Raw genomic sequence first — 14776 nt, forward strand, 5'->3', positions numbered from 1 at the left:
TCCCTGATCGCCCATCAAGTGTGGCGGCTGGGACGGATCACGGCACAGGCTGATGCCATCCAAGCACACCACTCCCGGCGGCCCGTCCCGACCGGCCGCCGGGGCCATGTCACATGAGGGGCAATCAGCCATGACCGCCTTCCGCAGCACCCCCACCACGAACAGCGCCCGCACGTCCCGTCGACTCGCGAGTGCGGTCGTCGTCGCCCTCGCCGCGCTCGCCCTCACCGCGTGCCAGGACGGTACGGGCCTCAAGGACAACGGAGCCGCCCCCGCCGCGGACTCCGCCACCGCCACTCCCTCGGCGACGGGCGGTACGGGCGACACCCAGGGCGCCGCGGGCACCCCGGCTCCGGGCTCCGCGACCACGACCGGCGGAGGGAAGGCGACCGGCGGGGGGAAGGCGACCGGCGGCGCGAAGACCGGCGCCCCCGGGCAGGGCGACGCGAAGGGCTCGTCGGACCCGTCCGCGGAGGGGAACCGCGTCGCGTGCAACGGCTCCAACACCGCGGTCACCGTCCAGACGCTCTCCCGCCCGCTCAACCACATGCTGATCACGGTGAAGAACACCGGCAAGAAGACCTGCGACCTGACGTACTACCCGGTGCTCCGCTTCGACGAGATGCAGTGGGCCCCGGCCGCGCGCAAGGAGACCCAGCCGCAGGCCGTGGTGTCCCTCGCACCCGGCGAGTCGGGCTACGCGGCGGCCATGCTGTCGGCGGCCGACGGCAGCGGCGACGGCGGTACGACCGGTCACCGGCTCGCGATCGCCTTCCAGGGCCGCACGCCCAACAGCAGCGGCGGCGCGTCCGCGACCCCGTCGCTGCCGGCGAAGGGCGTCTACTACGACAGCTCGCTGACGGTCACGTACTGGCAGCGGGACATGGAGGACGCCCTCGGCTCGTGAGTCCGCGTCACGCACCTCACCCGTCGGCGCCGTCAAGCCCTGCCCCACCCCCGCCCGGCTCGTGTTCCGCGAGAACGGAGGGCTCCGGCGGCTCCGGCTGGTCTTCCCCGAGCCGGCGGCGTGAGCGGTGCCCGACGGGGTGGCGGCAGGGCGAGTCTCAGAGGCGCCCGGACGCGGGGGCCTTGCCCAGCGCCGTCACCGCCAGGGCCGCCGCGGCGAGCCCGCCGCCCAGCCACATCACCGCGGTGACCCCCGCGCCGTCCGCGGCCAGTCCTCCGGCCAGCGCGCCCAGTGCGATCGCCCCGTTGAAGACACCGACGAACAGTGCGGACGCGGCCTCGCGCGCCCGGGGAGCCGAGGCCAGCAGCCAGGTCTGCGCGCTGACCGACACCCCTCCGTAGGACAGCCCCCAGACGGCGAGCAGCACCCCGGCGGCCGGGACGGATCCCCCGAGCACCGCCACCAGCGCGACCGTCGCCGCCAGCACCGCGCCGATCACCAGCAGGGTGGAGCGCGGCGACCGCGCGGCGCCCGCCCCGGCCGCGAAGTTGCCGGCCACGCCGGCGACTCCGTACACCAGCAGCAGCGCGCCGATCGTGCCGGCGCTCGCACCGGAGGCTTCCTCGAGTACGGGGCGTACGTACGTGTAGGCGGCGAAGTGGCCGGTGACCAGCAGCGCCACCACGGCCAGACCGGTCCGCACCCGCGGCTCGCCGACCAGCCGCACCACACCGCCGAGGCGCACGTCCCGCTCGGCCGGCAGCCGCGGCAGCAGGACCGCGAGGGCGGCCAGGACGACCAGCGCCAGCGCGCCGACCGACACGAACGCCGTCCGCCAGCCGGCCAGTTCGCCGAGGTACGTACCCGCCGGGACACCGAGCACCGACGCCACCGCGATCCCGCTGAAGATCAACGAGGTCGCGGCCCCGATCGACTCCGGCGGCACCAGACGTACCGCCAAGCCCGCCGCTATCGCCCAGACGCCGCCCATGCCGATGCCGACCAGCACGCGGGCGGCCACCAGCACCGCGAAGTCCGGCGACCACGCGGCGAGCAGGTTGCCCGCGGCCAGGACCGCCATCAGAGCGCACAGCACCGCCCGCCGGTCGAACCGGCCCGACAAGGGGGTCAGCAGCGGCGCCGACACCGCGCCCACCAGTCCGGTGACGGTCAGGGTCAGCCCGGCCGTGCCCTCGCTCACCTCCAACGCGTCCCCGATGGGCGTCAGCAGACCCACGGGCAGCATCTCGGACGTCACCACCGTGAACGTCGCGCCCGCGACCGCCGCGACGCCCAGCCGGCCACGAGCCGCCGATCGCCGCGACGCCCCACCGCGCCCCGCGATCTCGTCGCTCTCCTCGATTTCCCCGATCCGTGTCATGCCGCCAGCCAACCCGTCACGACCTGTGGGAACAACGGCCGATCCCTCATCCTTCGATAAGCGGGACTACTCGATCGGCCGCACGGAGCGGCGGCGTGGAAGGGCGAGGACGATGAGCGGCATCGAGATCCGCGAGCTGGAGGCGTTCCTCGCGCTCGCCCGGGAGTTGCACTTCGGACGGGCGGGCGAGCGGCTGTACGTCTCCCAGAGCCGGGTCAGCCAGCTGCTGCGCTCCCTGGAGAGCCGCATCGGCGCCCCGCTCGTCGAACGCACCAGCCGCCGGGTGCGCCTGACCCCGCTGGGCGAGAGCTTCCTCGCCGGCCTGCGCCCCGCGTACGACGCCCTGCGCGCCACGGTCGACGAGGCCCGGGCCGCCGCGCGGGGCACGGGCGGGGAGCTCCGCATCGGCTTCCAGGGCACCGTCGAGGACCACCTCGGCCGCGCGATCGCCCGGTTCGGGGACCGCTACCCCGACTGTGCGATCGACCTCGTCGAGATCCCGCTCTCCGACCCCTTCGGGCCGTTGCGCCGCCGGGAGGTGGACTGCGCGGTGGTCCTGCTGCCCGTGGCGGAGGACGACCTCGTCGTCGGCCCGGTCTTCTCCCGCCGGCCGCAGACCCTCGCGGTGTCCGTCCGGCACCCGTTCGCCGCCCGGGACTCGCTGTCAGCCGAGGAACTCGCCGAGTGCCGGCTCATCGGCCCCGACGGCGACGCCCCCGCGTACTGGCGCCGGGCCCAAGCCCCCGACCAGACCCCGGGCGGCCTCCCCGTACCGGCCGGACCCGGCGTCAACACGCTCCAGGAAGGCCTGAGCCTGACGGCGGCCAACCGCGGCGCCATGCTGCTGTGCCGCGCCACCGCCGACTACCACGCCCGCCACGACTCCCTCGCCTTCGTCCCGGTGCGGGGCCTGCCCGACTCCGAGCTCTGCCTCATCCGCCCCCGCCTCCACCCCTCTCCCCAGGCGGAGGCCTTCGCGCGGGAGATCCGCGGGCGACCGCGGGATCCCGCACGTCGATGACCTGCCGGTGTGGTCCCTGTGGTCCCCGTGGCGCATCCGGGTACGCGGCGTAGGCTCGGTCCGTGATCAGTCAACGCCTCGTCCGGACCTGGGACGTCCACCCCAGCGAGGGGTACTCGACCGCCTGGGCCGAAGTCACCGGGCGTCGGCTCGCCGCGCGCGGGCGGGCCGTCGGGGTGGTGCCCGAGCCCTACTGGCTTGCGTACACGCTGGAGACCGGGGACGACTACGTGACCTCCCGACTGCGCGTCAGCGTGGAGACCGGGAGCGCCGCCCGCGGCCTCGACCTGCGCAACGACGCGGGCCGCTGGAGCGTCGACGGGACGTACCGCCCCGACCTCGACGGCGCGCTCGACTGCGACCTGGGGCTGTGTCCGCTGACCAACACCATGCCCGTCCTGCGCCACGGCCTGCACCGGCGGCCCGATGCCGGCCCGCACGACTTCCTCATGGCCTGGGTCTCGGTGCCCGATCTGACGGTCAGCGCGAACCGGCAGACGTACACGCCGCTCGCGGGCACGGGAGACGCGGCCCGCATCCGGTACGCGTCCGGCGACTTCCGCAGCGACGTCGAGTTCGACGGGCAGGGGCTGGTCCTCGACTACCCGGAACTGGCGACCGCGCTCACCCGGTGAGGCTCAGGCGATGCCCACCGTGTACGCGGCTCGGTATCCGGTGCCGTCGGGGACGGGGGCCAGCGTCATCGTGGCTCCGGAGGCGCGGTAGCGGCTGTCGCGGGCGTTGGGGTGCTCCGGCGCGCGGCGGTCGTCGTACGGCGGGCGGGCGTACACCTTCACCAGCAGGTCCTCGGGGAAGAAGAACTGCGAGACCGACTCGGCGCGGCTGTCGGGGCGCACCTTGAAGTGGATGTGCGGAGCCAGCCCCGCGTACCAGCCGGGCACGATCGTGAGGAACGAGCAGCGGCCGGCGGCGTCCGTGACCTGCGTACCGCGCAGGAAGGTGGCCCCGCCGGTGGAGTAGGTGCCCGAGGGGTCGGCGTGCCAGACGTCGACTGCGGCGTTCGCCAGCGGGCGGCAGCCCACCGGCACCCGCACGACGGTCAGGTCCAGCCGGAACGGCACACCCCGGCGGCCTTCCGTGATGTCGGAGCGGACCCGGTCCAGGTCGAGGTAGTACGGGCCGGCTCCCGCTTCCGTGGCGAGCACGCAGGCCGGGGTCGGGGTCGCGGCGCCGGGGGAGCGCGGGGGCGACGGCGTCGCGGTCGGCGCTGCCGCGCCGCGGGTCGCGGCCGGGCCGGCGCAGGCCGCCGCCAGCGCCGCGACCCCGGCCGATCCGGCGGCCAGCAGGAGCGTGCGGCGGCTGGTGGGGGCCGGGGAACTGCCGTTCTCGCTCATGCGAACCTCTCCCGCGCGCTGCGCGACCGTCGTACGGGACGGCCACCGACGGCGCCCACCGTGCCGGACGGAACGCGCCCCGGCCGCGACCGACACGCCCGGCCGGGGAGACCTCACCGCCGTGGGGGAGCGGCCTACGCTGGGGGAATGCCGCTTGAGTGGGAGCAGACCGTCGTGGACGCCCGGGACCCGGTCGCGCTGGGCAGTTGGTGGGCGCGGGCGCTGGGGTGGGCCGTCGTCAACGACGCCCAGGACGAGTACGAGATCCGCGCCGAGCCCGACCGGCTGCCCGGGCTGCTCTTCGTACCGGTGCCGGAGCCCAAGACGTCGAAGGACCGCCTCCACCTCGACTTCCGCCCCGACGACCAAGAGGCCGAGGTACGGCGCCTGCTGGCGCTCGGCGCGCGCCATGCCGACGTCGGGCAGGGCGCCGAGGCGACGTGGGTCGTGCTCGCCGACCCCGAGGGCAACGAGTTCTGCGTCCTGTCCTCCCGGCGCACCTGAGAGGGCAGGGGTCCGAACTCGGTGCGACTCCGTCACTATGGTGGCGTGCACCGCTTCCGCTTCCCGCGCTACCTGCTCATATGGGTCTCCTGTACGGCCGCCAGCGTGACGGCCGTCATGGCCACCGTCGACTTCGTGGCGGGCTCGACACGGCCGAAACCCCCGGTCGCGCGGTCGGCGCCGACGGTGTTCCCCTCGCCCAGCCCGTCCGGCTCCGGTTCGGGTCCGGGTTCCGCTTCTGCTTCCGCGAGCGCGTCGGCCTCGCCCTCGGCCTCCGGCCCGCAGAGCTCCTCCCCTTCGGTCTCCGCGACGAGCGCCTCCCGCTCGCCCGCCCCGGGCACCCGGGCCTCCGGATCCCCTTCCGCCCCGGTCGGCGCGCCCCGCACCACGCCGAAGCAGAGCTGCGACGACGGCGGGTCCGGTCCGCACACCGTCCCGTCGACGGGCGGCAAGGCGACCGTGCGCTACGGCAGCGACGGGGTGTGCCTGGTCTCCGCCGTCCCGGCGCCCGGGTTCAAGGTGAGCACGGCCCAGAGCGCGGACCACACGCTGACCGTCACCTTCACCGGCAGCGGACACCGCTCGCAGATCACGGCGACCATCGTGCCGTCGGCGCGGGCCAGCGTCCGCGAGACCTCCTTCTGACCGGACGACGGAGGACCCGGTTGTCCGGATTCCGCGCGGCTTCGGGCCCCGCGCGGCTTCGCCCCCGCTTTGCGGGGTTGCGCCCGGGAGTCCGGCGAAGCGGAATCTGCGGGCTTCCTTAAGGGCACCTCAAGATCGCGCCCAACGGCTTTCGGCCACTCCCGACCGGCCTAAGCTCGCGGTCACCGAAGGGCAGGCGGCGGCCGGCCGCCCCGCTGCCCGGGCAGTTCAGGCCACCGGCGTCCGTCCGGCGGACGCTGATTCCGCCTTCCCGAACCCACACAACCCAGGGGTGGCTTCACCATGACTTCTCGCGCTCACCGCTCAGCCCGCCACGGCCGCCGCACCCGGCGGGCCGTACGGATACCCGTCATCGCCGGAGCGGTGGCGACCGTCGCCGCCCTGGGCGCCGCCTGGGCGGGTACGCAGGCGCTCCAGTCGCCGGCCTCGTCCGCTTCCGCGTCGTCCGCGGCCGCTTCCTCGGCCGGCACCAAGTCCGAGGCTCTGGCGGAGGGTGAGCTTCCGCCCGGCACGGTCGTCGTCCCGCCCGCCGACGCCGCGTCCGCTTCGGCGGAGCCCTCGGCGTCCTCCGCGTCGGCCTCGCCCGCCCCGGGGCAGAGTGCCCCGAGTGCCGGCCCCGCCCCGGCGGGCTCGAAGTCGGCCGCCGCCGGGCGCGGCGCGACCGGGGCGACGCCGGCGGCCAAGCCCAAGCAGGCGGCTCCCGCGCCGAAGACGGCGGCCAAGGCCTTCGCCCCCGGCTACGACTCCTCGGCCGACGGACAGCAGGCCCTCGACGCCGCGCTGCGTGCCGCGGCGGCCGACGGGAAGCAGGTCCTGCTCGACTTCGGCGCCAACTGGTGCGGCAACTGCAAGGCGGCGGACAAGGTGTTCGGCCAGACGGCGACGAACGCGCTGCTGGGCGACTCGTACCACCTCGTGAAGATCGACATAGGCAGCCAGAGCTCCGCGAACTTCTCGATCCTGCGCAAGTACTCCACAGGTGGCGGAAGTTACAAAATGCCCGTACTGATCGTGCTCAGCCCGTCCGGGTCGGTCCGCACGGACACCCACCAGACCGGAAACCCCGCGATGACGGCGGACGGCCTGGGCGCCTTCCTGCGCCAGTGGTCGTGACCACGCGGGCCGCGGGCCGCGGCCCGTGCCGTCGGGCGCCCCTGGCCGCCGTACTCGCCGCCACCCTGGCGGCGGCGACCGGCTGTACGTCGGCCGCCGCCGGCCCAGCGGACGCGGACGGGCCGCCCTCGGCGGGCCCCCAGGCGGTGGTCATCGCGGCGCAGGAGCGCCGGGACGCCCCCGAGCTGTCGGGGGCGGACCTCCGGGGCGGCCGGGCCGGCCTGGCACCGCTGCGCGGCCGGGTGGTGGTGCTCAACGTGTGGGGCTCCTGGTGCGGCCCGTGCTGGACCGAGGCCGCCGGGCTGGAGGCCGTACACCGGGAGACCGAGGGTCAGGGCGTACGGTTCCTCGGGATCAACACCCGCGACCGGGACCGGGAGGCGGCCCGCGCCTTCGAGGAGCGGTACGAGCTGACGTACCCCAGCCTGCACGACCCCCGGGGCGACCTGCTGCTCCGCTTCCCCGAGGGCACGCTCAACCCGCAGGCCGTCCCCTCCACCCTGCTCCTCGACCGGCGCGGCCGCGTCGCGGCGAGCATCGCGGGGCCGGTGACTCCCGCCGAACTGCGGCCGCTGATCGCCCGGCTGGCGGGTGAGCCCGAGTGACCCCGGTGCCCGAGGGAGTGCTCGCCCTCCAGGACGCCCCGGGACTCGTCTCGGGCGCGCTGATCGTCGCCGCTCCCGTGGCCTTCGCCGCGGGCCTGGTCTCCTTCCTGTCTCCCTGCGTCCTCCCGCTGGTGCCGGGATACCTGAGCTACGTCACCAGCCTCTCGGTGGAGGACCTCGCCGGAGCCCGGGGCGGGCGCAGGGGCCGCATGCTGGCGGGCGCCTCGCTGTTCGTCCTCGGCTTCTCCGCGGTCCTCGTCTCCGGCGGCGCTCTCTTCGGCTTCTTCGGGCGCCGGCTGCTGGCGCACCAGGAGGTCATCACGACGGTGCTCGGCGCCGTCACGATCGCGATGGGCCTCGCCTTCATGGGCTTCCTTCCGGGATTCGCCCAGCGGGAGTTGCGCAGCCACCGCCGTCCCGTCCTGGGCCTGGCCGGGGCGCCCCTGCTGGGGGTCGTCTTCGGGGTCGGGTGGACACCGTGCATCGGGCCGACGCTGGCCGCGGTGCAGGCGCTGGCGTGGAACGAGGCCAGCGCGGCGCGGGGCGCCCTGCTGATGGTCGCCTACTGCCTGGGGCTGGGCCTCCCGTTCGTCCTCGCGGGGCTGGCGTTCCGCCGCGCGCTGGGGGCCTTCGGCTGGGTCAAGCGCCACTACCAGTGGGTCCTGCGGACCGGCGGCGGGCTGCTCGTCCTCGTCGGTCTGCTGCTGGTCACCGGGGTGTGGGACGACCTCGTGTACCGGATGCAGCTGTGGGCCGCGGACTCCGCCGCGTTCATCTAGGGGCCGTCCGAGCCGATCGCCCCGTCTCCCGCCCGTGAGGGCACACGTACACCACCACGGAAAGACCGGACCACCATGAGCCACACCATCCCCCGATCCACGCCGTCCGCCCCCTACGCACGGCGGTTGGCCGGCGCCGCCGTCGTGCTGCTCGCCGCGGCCGGGCTGACCTCCTGCGCGCCCGAGGAGTCGAAGGCGAGTGCCCCGCCGGTCGCCCGGTTCACCGAGAACGGGGTGACGGTGACGCTCGGCGTCGCCGACTGGAAGGACGCGAAGGGCACCCTGACGGCCACCTTCACCCCGACCGAGGCGGGCTACCACCTCTACAGCACCGACCTGCCCGCCGAGGGCGTGGAGGGGGTGGGCCGACCCACCTCCGTCAAGGTGGCCGGGGCCCTCGCGGCGACCGGGCCCGTCGCGGCCGGCGCCGAGGTGCTACGGATCAACCTGCCCGGCGTCGACAGCGCGGTCCCCGTCTACCCGGACGGGCCGGTCACGGTGAAGCTGCCGATCCGGGCCGAGAACGCGGGCGCGAGTTCCGGCGAAAGCGCCGGCGGCACGGCGAAGGCCCTCATCAGTTACGCGAGCTGCAACGCGGAAGAGGGCTGCAACATACCGGTGATGGACCATCCGGTCATTCTCAACGTCACCGGAAAAGGCGTGACATTCCAGTGACCGACATCCAGGGGAATGCCGGAAAAAGCTGTGGAAAATAACACCTGACTCGTCGGCTCCGCTTAATTCCCCCGCTGGATATGGTGTCCCGCATGCCCCGTGTACTCGTCGTCGAGGACGACCCCCGCATTCGCACGTTCCTGATCGAGATCCTGACGGAACACGGGTTCACCGTTCACAACTCCGGCGACGGTTTCGGTGCTTTGCGGGAAATCACCCGGATGTCGTTCGACGCGGTCGTCCTCGACCTCGGACTGCCGGACCTGGACGGGGCCGACGCGCTCCGCATGATCCGAGGACTCTCCCCGGTGCCCGTCGTGGTGGCCACCGCCCGGGACGACGAGGCGGAAATCATCCGGCTGCTGAACGCGGGCGCCGACGACTACCTCGTCAAACCCTTCTCGGGTGGCCAGCTCGTCGCCCGGCTGTCCGCGGTGCTGCGCCGCACGGCCGGGGCGCACACCCCGGACCCGGGCGGCGGCTCCCGGACCGCCGCGGCGCCCGCCGACCTGATGAGGCCGGTGTCCGTCGGGCAGCTGACCCTGGATCCCGTGGCGCGGACCGCCGTCCTCGCCGGCCAGGAACTCCGCTTCACCCGCCGGGAGTTCGACCTCCTGGCGTTCCTCGCCCATCACGCGGGGCAGGTCGTCTCCAAACGACGGCTCCTGAGCGAGGTGTGGCGCGAGCCCTACGTCGATGACCAGACGGTCGACGTGCACCTGTCGGCCCTGCGCCGCAAGCTCGGGGAGAGCGCGGCCGCGCCGCGCTACCTGCGGACCGTACGGGGCGTCGGCATCAAGCTGGTGGAGCCCCGTTGAGACGCTCCCTGGCGGGAGTGGCCCTCGCCGTCACCTCGATGGTCGCCCTCTCCTTCCTCATACCGCTGGCCGTCCTCGTCATGTCGCTGGCCAGGCAGCAGAGCATCACGGCGGCCGAACAGCCGGCCGCCGCCATGGCTCCCATCCTGACCCTGACCACCGACCCGGACGACCTGCGCGAATCCATGGCGGGCCTGGACCGGGCGGAGCACCTCGTCATCCACCTGCCCGGTTCCGGGGCCATCGGCACCAGCCACGCACCGGCCGAGCTGCTCGAACGGGCCGAGCGCGGCCGGGAGTCCATCTCCCAGGACGTGCCCGACGGCGGCTGGATCTACCTCCAGCCGGTCGTGCTCCCGCAGGACCGGGTCGCCGTCGTGGAGAACTACGTCCCCGAGTCCGACCTGACCAGGGGCGTCGCCGCCTCCTGGACGGTCATGGTGGTCTTGGCGGTCGGGCTGCTCATCGGCTCCGTGCTCGTCGCCGACCGCCTCGGCGCGAAGGTCGTCCGGTCCTCGAAGGAGCTCGCGCAGGCGTCGTACGTACTGGGGGAGGGGAACCTCAGCACCCGGGTCGTCCCGATGGGCCCGAGCGAACTGCGGGACGCGGGCGTGGCCTTCAACGCCATGGCCGACCGCATGACGGAGCTGCTCGCCATCGAGCGGGAGCTCGTCGCGGACCTCTCACACCGGTTGCGCACGCCGCTGACGGCCCTGCACCTCGCCACCGAGCGGATGGGGCCGAGCCCGGAATCGGGCAGGGTCGAGGCGGCGGTCTGCGCGCTGGAGGCGGAACTCCAGGCGATCATCACCACCGCGCGCACGCCGTTGGCGATGGGGCCGATGGGACGCGCCCTGCGCGACGCGGGGTCGCCGCCGTCGCCGTCTTCGTCCGGCGCTTCTGCCGGCCGGCCGCCGGGCGAGCGGTCCGAGGCGGGTGAGGTGATCCGCCGCCGGGCGGGCTTCTGGGCCGTACTGGCCGAACAGCAGGACCGGTGCTGCACGCTGGACATCGCCGAGGAGGCCACCACCGTCGACCTCGCGGACGACGACATCGCCGCCGTCGTCGACGCGCTGGTCGGCAACGTCTTCCGGTACACGGCGGACGGCACGGCGTTCGCCATCTCCGTCGACCGCACCGCGCAGGCCGTGGAACTGCTGGTGGAGGACGCGGGTCCCGGCATCCCCGATCCGGACCTGGCCCTGGCGCGCGGGAGCAGCACCAGCTCGACGGGCCTGGGCCTGGACATCGTCCGTCGTGCGGCCGCGGCGACGGGCGGCAGCGTGCACATCGGGCGCGGCGCGCTGGGCGGCGCCTCGGTCCGCGTCACCTTCGGCCTCTCCACGGACATCCCCCGAAACCCCCTGCGCGGCCGCCGCCGTCGCGGCAACAAGCGCCGCCGGCCGAGCTGACCCGGCCCGAGCCCTCCCGCCCGACGTCGAGCCTGAGCGGTTCCTTAAGAGCACCTGCGGGGTTCCTTCAGGGGGCGTCCGGCGGACGGTGTGCCTCGTAGGGTCATACCGGAGCCGGCCGACTTCGGCGCGGCGCTCACTCTTCCAGCGCGGCTCGGCCTGCGCGCCACCTGTCACCTACGGAGGCCTCTGCCATGGATTCCCCCCACGCCCGCATACCCGGCGGCCACCGCGCCGCGCGTCATCCGCGGGCCCGGCGCGTGGTCCTGACCGCCGTCGGGACGCTGGCGGCCGGCGCCGTGGGAGTGCTGGCGGTGAACGTGGCCGCCCAGCCCTCGGGGAAGTCCGGGGCGGCGGCCGGCCTGCGGGGGAGCGGGGATGCCTCCGGCGGAGCGGTCTCGCCGGGCGCGCAGCCGACGGAGTCCGCCTCGCCTTCCGCCTCCACCTCCGCCTCGGGTACCCCGAGCCCCGGCGCATCCTCGGCGTCCGCGTCGGCCTCCGCGGCCCCCGCGAAGTCCGCTTCGGGCGACCCGGTCGCCAAGGCGGCCGCTCCCGCCGCCCCCAAGCCCTCGGCCACGGCGAAGAAGCCCGCTCCCCGGGACCCGGCACCGGCGCCGGCCCCCGCCGGCGAGGCGGCCGAGGTGATCAGGCTGGTGAACGTCGAGCGCGGCAAGGCCGGCTGCGGCGCCCTGACGTCCAACGCCAAGCTCACGCAGGCGGCCCAGTCGTACACCGAGGTGATGGCCCGGTCCGGCGAGCTCTCCCACACCGGACCGGACGGCTCCACCATGTCGGGCCGCATCAGCGCGACCGGCTACAAGTGGTCCGCGACGGGCGAGAACATCGCCAAGGGCCAGGCGAACGCGGCCGAGGTGGTCGACGCCTGGATGAAGAGCCCCGGGCACCGCGCGAACATCCTCAACTGCAAGTTCACCGAGATCGGCGTCGGCGTCCAGAAGGCCGGCGGACCGTGGTGGACCCAGGACTTCGCCCGGCCCCAGTGAGCGTGACTCGACCTGACGCGGGGTACACCCTCGGGCAACTGACGTCGGGGGGCGCTGATGGGCCGGGCACTGAAGACCGGGTTACCCGTACTGCTGGTGGGTCTGTTCCTCTGGTGGGCCTCGTACTTCACCACCATCGTGGTCTGGGAGGCGCGGAAGATCTTCGCCTGGCTGGCCGCGCCGCTGCTGGCCGCCGCCTTCGTCGCGGTGGTGTGGCTGGTGGTGAGGCTGATCCGGGGCAAGGGGCGCGCCTCGGTCGGCGGGGGCGCGGCGGTGGCCCTCGTCTGGCTGGGCGGCGTCCTCGGGCTGGGGATCGCCGTCTGGTGGCTGGTGTACGGGTCGTACCTCCAGGACCGGGCGTACATGGACAACGTGAAGATCGTGTCCGAGGCGGTGCCCGAGTTCTCGGCGCGGGCGCCCTACGTCGTCGGCAAGGCGCAGGCCGCCCCGCACCTGGGCGATGTCACCGGCGAGATCTCCGACATCACCTACCTTCCGGACTCGGACCGGTTCGCGACCCTGGTGGAGCGGCGCGGCTGGCTGGCCGGGTACGAGGTCGGCCTCGTGCAGGACATCCCGCTCGGCGGCAGCAGCCGTAGCCAGCAGCGCTGCGCGTTCGACGTGGACACGGCGGACGCGCGGATCGGCGGCTGGTTCAACCACAACCTCGGCCGCAAGATCTCGGCCCAGCGGCGCTGGCTGCGGTTCGATCCCGGCGACGCCTATGTGACCTGCTCGGACGACACCCCGATCGTGGTCGTCCCCCTCAAGCGCCAGACCGGCCTCCTGGTGGTGACCGAACGGCCCGCCGGACTCGCGCTCTACAACGGGCGGACCGGAAAGCTCACGATCACCGGCGACAGTTCCGCGGTGCCCGGCCCGTCCTATCCGCTGAGTCTCGCGGCCCGGCAGCGGGAGGGCACCGCCGCGGTCGGCAGCTTCAGCGACTGGTGGTTCGAGCGCAGCGGCTGGGACGCCTCCGAGGACGGCGCCAACGAGGGCAACGAGTCGGAGTTCACCCTGAAGTACCGGGACGCGAGCGGGGACAGCGCGTACGTCACCCCGCTGACCCCGCAGGGGGAGGCCAGTTCGGTCGTGGCCGTGTCGACCGTACCCACGCGCCACAAGGGCGGCGGGCTCGCGCCGGTCACCGTCCACCGGCTCAGTCCGACGTGGTCGTCGCCGAAGGCGCTCGTAGCGCTGATCAAGGCCGAGTACCGGGACGTCTGTTGCTACAACGACGACCAGGTGTTCGAGGTCGTGCCCACCGGCGGCAGCACCTGGACCGCCACGGTCGGAAGCGAGCAGAACATCCGCTACCGGGTCGAGGGCCGGGGCCAGGTGGACGGCCGCGAGGCGACCTGCCTGAAGGCGGCCGACGGGGCGCTCATCCGGTGCGCGTACGCGGCGCCCGGCTCGCCGGAGGAGCGCGAACTCAAACGCAGGGAGGAGGAGAAGCAGCAGAAGCCCGAGGAGAAGGGAACGGCTCCGCCCGGGGACGTCGGCGATCTGACGGCGTACACACCCGAGCAACTCGCCGAACTACAGCGACGAGTCTCGGAGGAGGTCGTCCGCCGCCTGAAGGCCGGCTAGTGCTGTGACCGTCTCCCCCGGCCCCATGACCCCGCGATACGCATATGTCGGCGAACGGCATATAGTGGCGACATGAAGTCGCGCCGCGGCGGCGGTCAACAGCGTGCCGTCCGCCGGGACATCGGCGTGTGACCGAGATGGAGTCAGACATGGCCAGCAAGAAGAACCTCGTCGCCAACCGGGCGTCGCTCGCCCACAAGGTCCGGTACGCCGCGAGCCGTCCGAATCGGATAGCCCCCTATCTGAAGCGGGCGGCCCGTGACCGGTGGCTGTCCTTCAAGCACCCCGACCACGTCGGCTACTACCGCGCCGTGATGGCCTCGGACACCCGGCGAAACCCCGAGGCGGCCGTGGGCAGTCAGACGCACGAGCGGTGGCTGGCGCTGGGGCGGATGCAGTTCGACTATCTGCTGCGGCACGGGCTGGAGCCCGGCGCCCGGATGCTGGACATCGGCTGCGGCAACCTCCGCGCGGGGTGGCGCTTCATCGACTACCTGGAGGCGGGCCACTACTACGGCATCGACATCTCGCCCGACATCCTCATCGCGGCGAAGGAGACGCTCACCACGCAGGGGCTCCAGGCCAAGGTCCCGCACCTGACCCTCACCAAGAACCTGACGCTGGACTTCCTGCCGGACGACCACTTCGACGTCGTCCACGCACACAGCGTGTTCTCGCACTCGCCGATCGAGGTCATCGACGAATGCCTCGCCCACGTGGGCCGGATCCTGGCCCCGGGCGGCCACTTCGACTTCACCTTCGACCGCACCACCGGCGCCGAACACCAGGTGCTGCGCGAGGACTTCTACTACCGCACCGAGACCCTGATCGCGCTCGCCGCCCGGCACGGCCTGACGGCGCGGTTCATGGAGGACTGGGAGGAACTCGGACACGGCCAGTCCAAGATCCGGGTCACGGCCGGCTGAGCCCGCCGCGCCCGCCG

Annotated in this window: 17 protein-coding genes; 14 read left to right on the forward strand and 3 right to left on the reverse strand. The window is 73.7% G+C overall.

The genetic code is table 11. The features are described from left to right. Positions 1 to 130: 130 nt before the first annotated feature. Positions 131 to 907, forward strand: coding sequence for a DUF4232 domain-containing protein (locus OG982_RS28435; RefSeq protein ID WP_266949688.1), 777 nt, complete (start codon positions 131 to 133; stop codon positions 905 to 907). A 157-nt stretch (positions 908 to 1064) separates the two neighbouring features. Here the strand turns inward: OG982_RS28435 and OG982_RS28440 are convergent, their stop codons facing one another. Continuing rightward, positions 1065 to 2288 (reverse strand): MFS transporter, encoded by a 1224-nt coding sequence (locus OG982_RS28440; protein WP_266781947.1) that lies wholly within the window; start codon positions 2286 to 2288, stop codon positions 1065 to 1067. 112 nt (positions 2289 to 2400) lie between these two features. On the opposite strand from OG982_RS28440, the gene OG982_RS28445 reads away from it, so the two are divergent. Then, entirely contained in the window at positions 2401 to 3309 is a 909-nt protein-coding gene (locus OG982_RS28445; RefSeq protein WP_266781945.1) for a LysR family transcriptional regulator, read from the forward strand. Between the two features lie 62 nt (positions 3310 to 3371). Next, complete coding sequence (locus OG982_RS28450; RefSeq protein WP_266781943.1) at positions 3372 to 3944, forward strand: putative glycolipid-binding domain-containing protein; 573 nt, start codon at positions 3372 to 3374, stop codon at positions 3942 to 3944. Between the two features lie 3 nt (positions 3945 to 3947). On the opposite strand, the gene OG982_RS28455 is transcribed toward OG982_RS28450, so the two are convergent. Next, positions 3948 to 4664, reverse strand: coding sequence for an intradiol ring-cleavage dioxygenase (locus OG982_RS28455; protein WP_266781941.1), 717 nt, complete (start codon positions 4662 to 4664; stop codon positions 3948 to 3950). Positions 4665 to 4811: 147 nt separating this feature from the next. Between OG982_RS28455 and OG982_RS28460 the strand changes: the two genes are divergently transcribed. Continuing rightward, entirely contained in the window at positions 4812 to 5168 is a 357-nt protein-coding gene (locus tag OG982_RS28460) for a VOC family protein (protein ID WP_266781939.1), read from the forward strand. A 68-nt stretch (positions 5169 to 5236) separates the two neighbouring features. Here the strand turns inward: OG982_RS28460 and OG982_RS28465 are convergent, their stop codons facing one another. After that, positions 5237 to 5620 (reverse strand): hypothetical protein, encoded by a 384-nt coding sequence (locus OG982_RS28465; RefSeq protein ID WP_266781937.1) that lies wholly within the window; start codon positions 5618 to 5620, stop codon positions 5237 to 5239. Between the two features lie 7 nt (positions 5621 to 5627). On the opposite strand from OG982_RS28465, the gene OG982_RS28470 reads away from it, so the two are divergent. The 10 genes from OG982_RS28470 (at position 5628) to OG982_RS28515 (ending at position 14759) form a co-directional block, all read left to right on the forward strand. Next, complete coding sequence (locus tag OG982_RS28470; protein WP_266781936.1) at positions 5628 to 5813, forward strand: hypothetical protein; 186 nt, start codon at positions 5628 to 5630, stop codon at positions 5811 to 5813. Between the two features lie 303 nt (positions 5814 to 6116). Beyond that, the gene (locus tag OG982_RS28475; RefSeq protein ID WP_266949689.1) at positions 6117 to 6947 is read left to right on the forward strand and encodes a thioredoxin family protein; all 831 of its coding nucleotides are present in this window, start codon (positions 6117 to 6119) and stop codon (positions 6945 to 6947) included. After that, the gene (locus tag OG982_RS28480; protein ID WP_266949690.1) at positions 6944 to 7552 is read left to right on the forward strand and encodes a TlpA disulfide reductase family protein; all 609 of its coding nucleotides are present in this window, start codon (positions 6944 to 6946) and stop codon (positions 7550 to 7552) included. Before OG982_RS28475 ends, OG982_RS28480 begins: the two co-directional genes overlap by 4 nt. Beyond that, positions 7549 to 8331 (forward strand): cytochrome c biogenesis CcdA family protein, encoded by a 783-nt coding sequence (locus OG982_RS28485; RefSeq protein ID WP_266781930.1) that lies wholly within the window; start codon positions 7549 to 7551, stop codon positions 8329 to 8331. The genes OG982_RS28480 and OG982_RS28485 overlap by 4 nt, the downstream gene beginning before the upstream one ends. A 75-nt stretch (positions 8332 to 8406) precedes the next feature. After that, the gene (locus OG982_RS28490; protein ID WP_266949691.1) at positions 8407 to 9006 is read left to right on the forward strand and encodes a hypothetical protein; all 600 of its coding nucleotides are present in this window, start codon (positions 8407 to 8409) and stop codon (positions 9004 to 9006) included. Positions 9007 to 9098: 92 nt separating this feature from the next. Beyond that, the gene (locus OG982_RS28495) at positions 9099 to 9824 is read left to right on the forward strand and encodes a response regulator transcription factor (protein WP_266949692.1); all 726 of its coding nucleotides are present in this window, start codon (positions 9099 to 9101) and stop codon (positions 9822 to 9824) included. Further along, complete coding sequence (locus OG982_RS28500; protein WP_266949693.1) at positions 9821 to 11236, forward strand: HAMP domain-containing sensor histidine kinase; 1416 nt, start codon at positions 9821 to 9823, stop codon at positions 11234 to 11236. Before OG982_RS28495 ends, OG982_RS28500 begins: the two co-directional genes overlap by 4 nt. Before the next feature lie 194 nt (positions 11237 to 11430). After that, positions 11431 to 12240 (forward strand): CAP domain-containing protein, encoded by an 810-nt coding sequence (locus OG982_RS28505; protein ID WP_266781921.1) that lies wholly within the window; start codon positions 11431 to 11433, stop codon positions 12238 to 12240. Between the two features lie 57 nt (positions 12241 to 12297). Continuing rightward, a complete protein-coding gene (locus OG982_RS28510) occupies positions 12298 to 13833 on the forward strand; it encodes a hypothetical protein (protein ID WP_266781919.1) in 1536 nt (511 codons plus the stop codon). Positions 13834 to 13982: 149 nt separating this feature from the next. Continuing rightward, entirely contained in the window at positions 13983 to 14759 is a 777-nt protein-coding gene (locus tag OG982_RS28515; RefSeq protein ID WP_266781917.1) for a class I SAM-dependent methyltransferase, read from the forward strand. Positions 14760 to 14776 lie beyond the last annotated feature (17 nt).

The sequence above is a fragment of the Streptomyces sp. NBC_01551 genome, assembly GCF_026339935.1.
Taxonomy (GTDB): domain Bacteria; phylum Actinomycetota; class Actinomycetes; order Streptomycetales; family Streptomycetaceae; genus Streptomyces.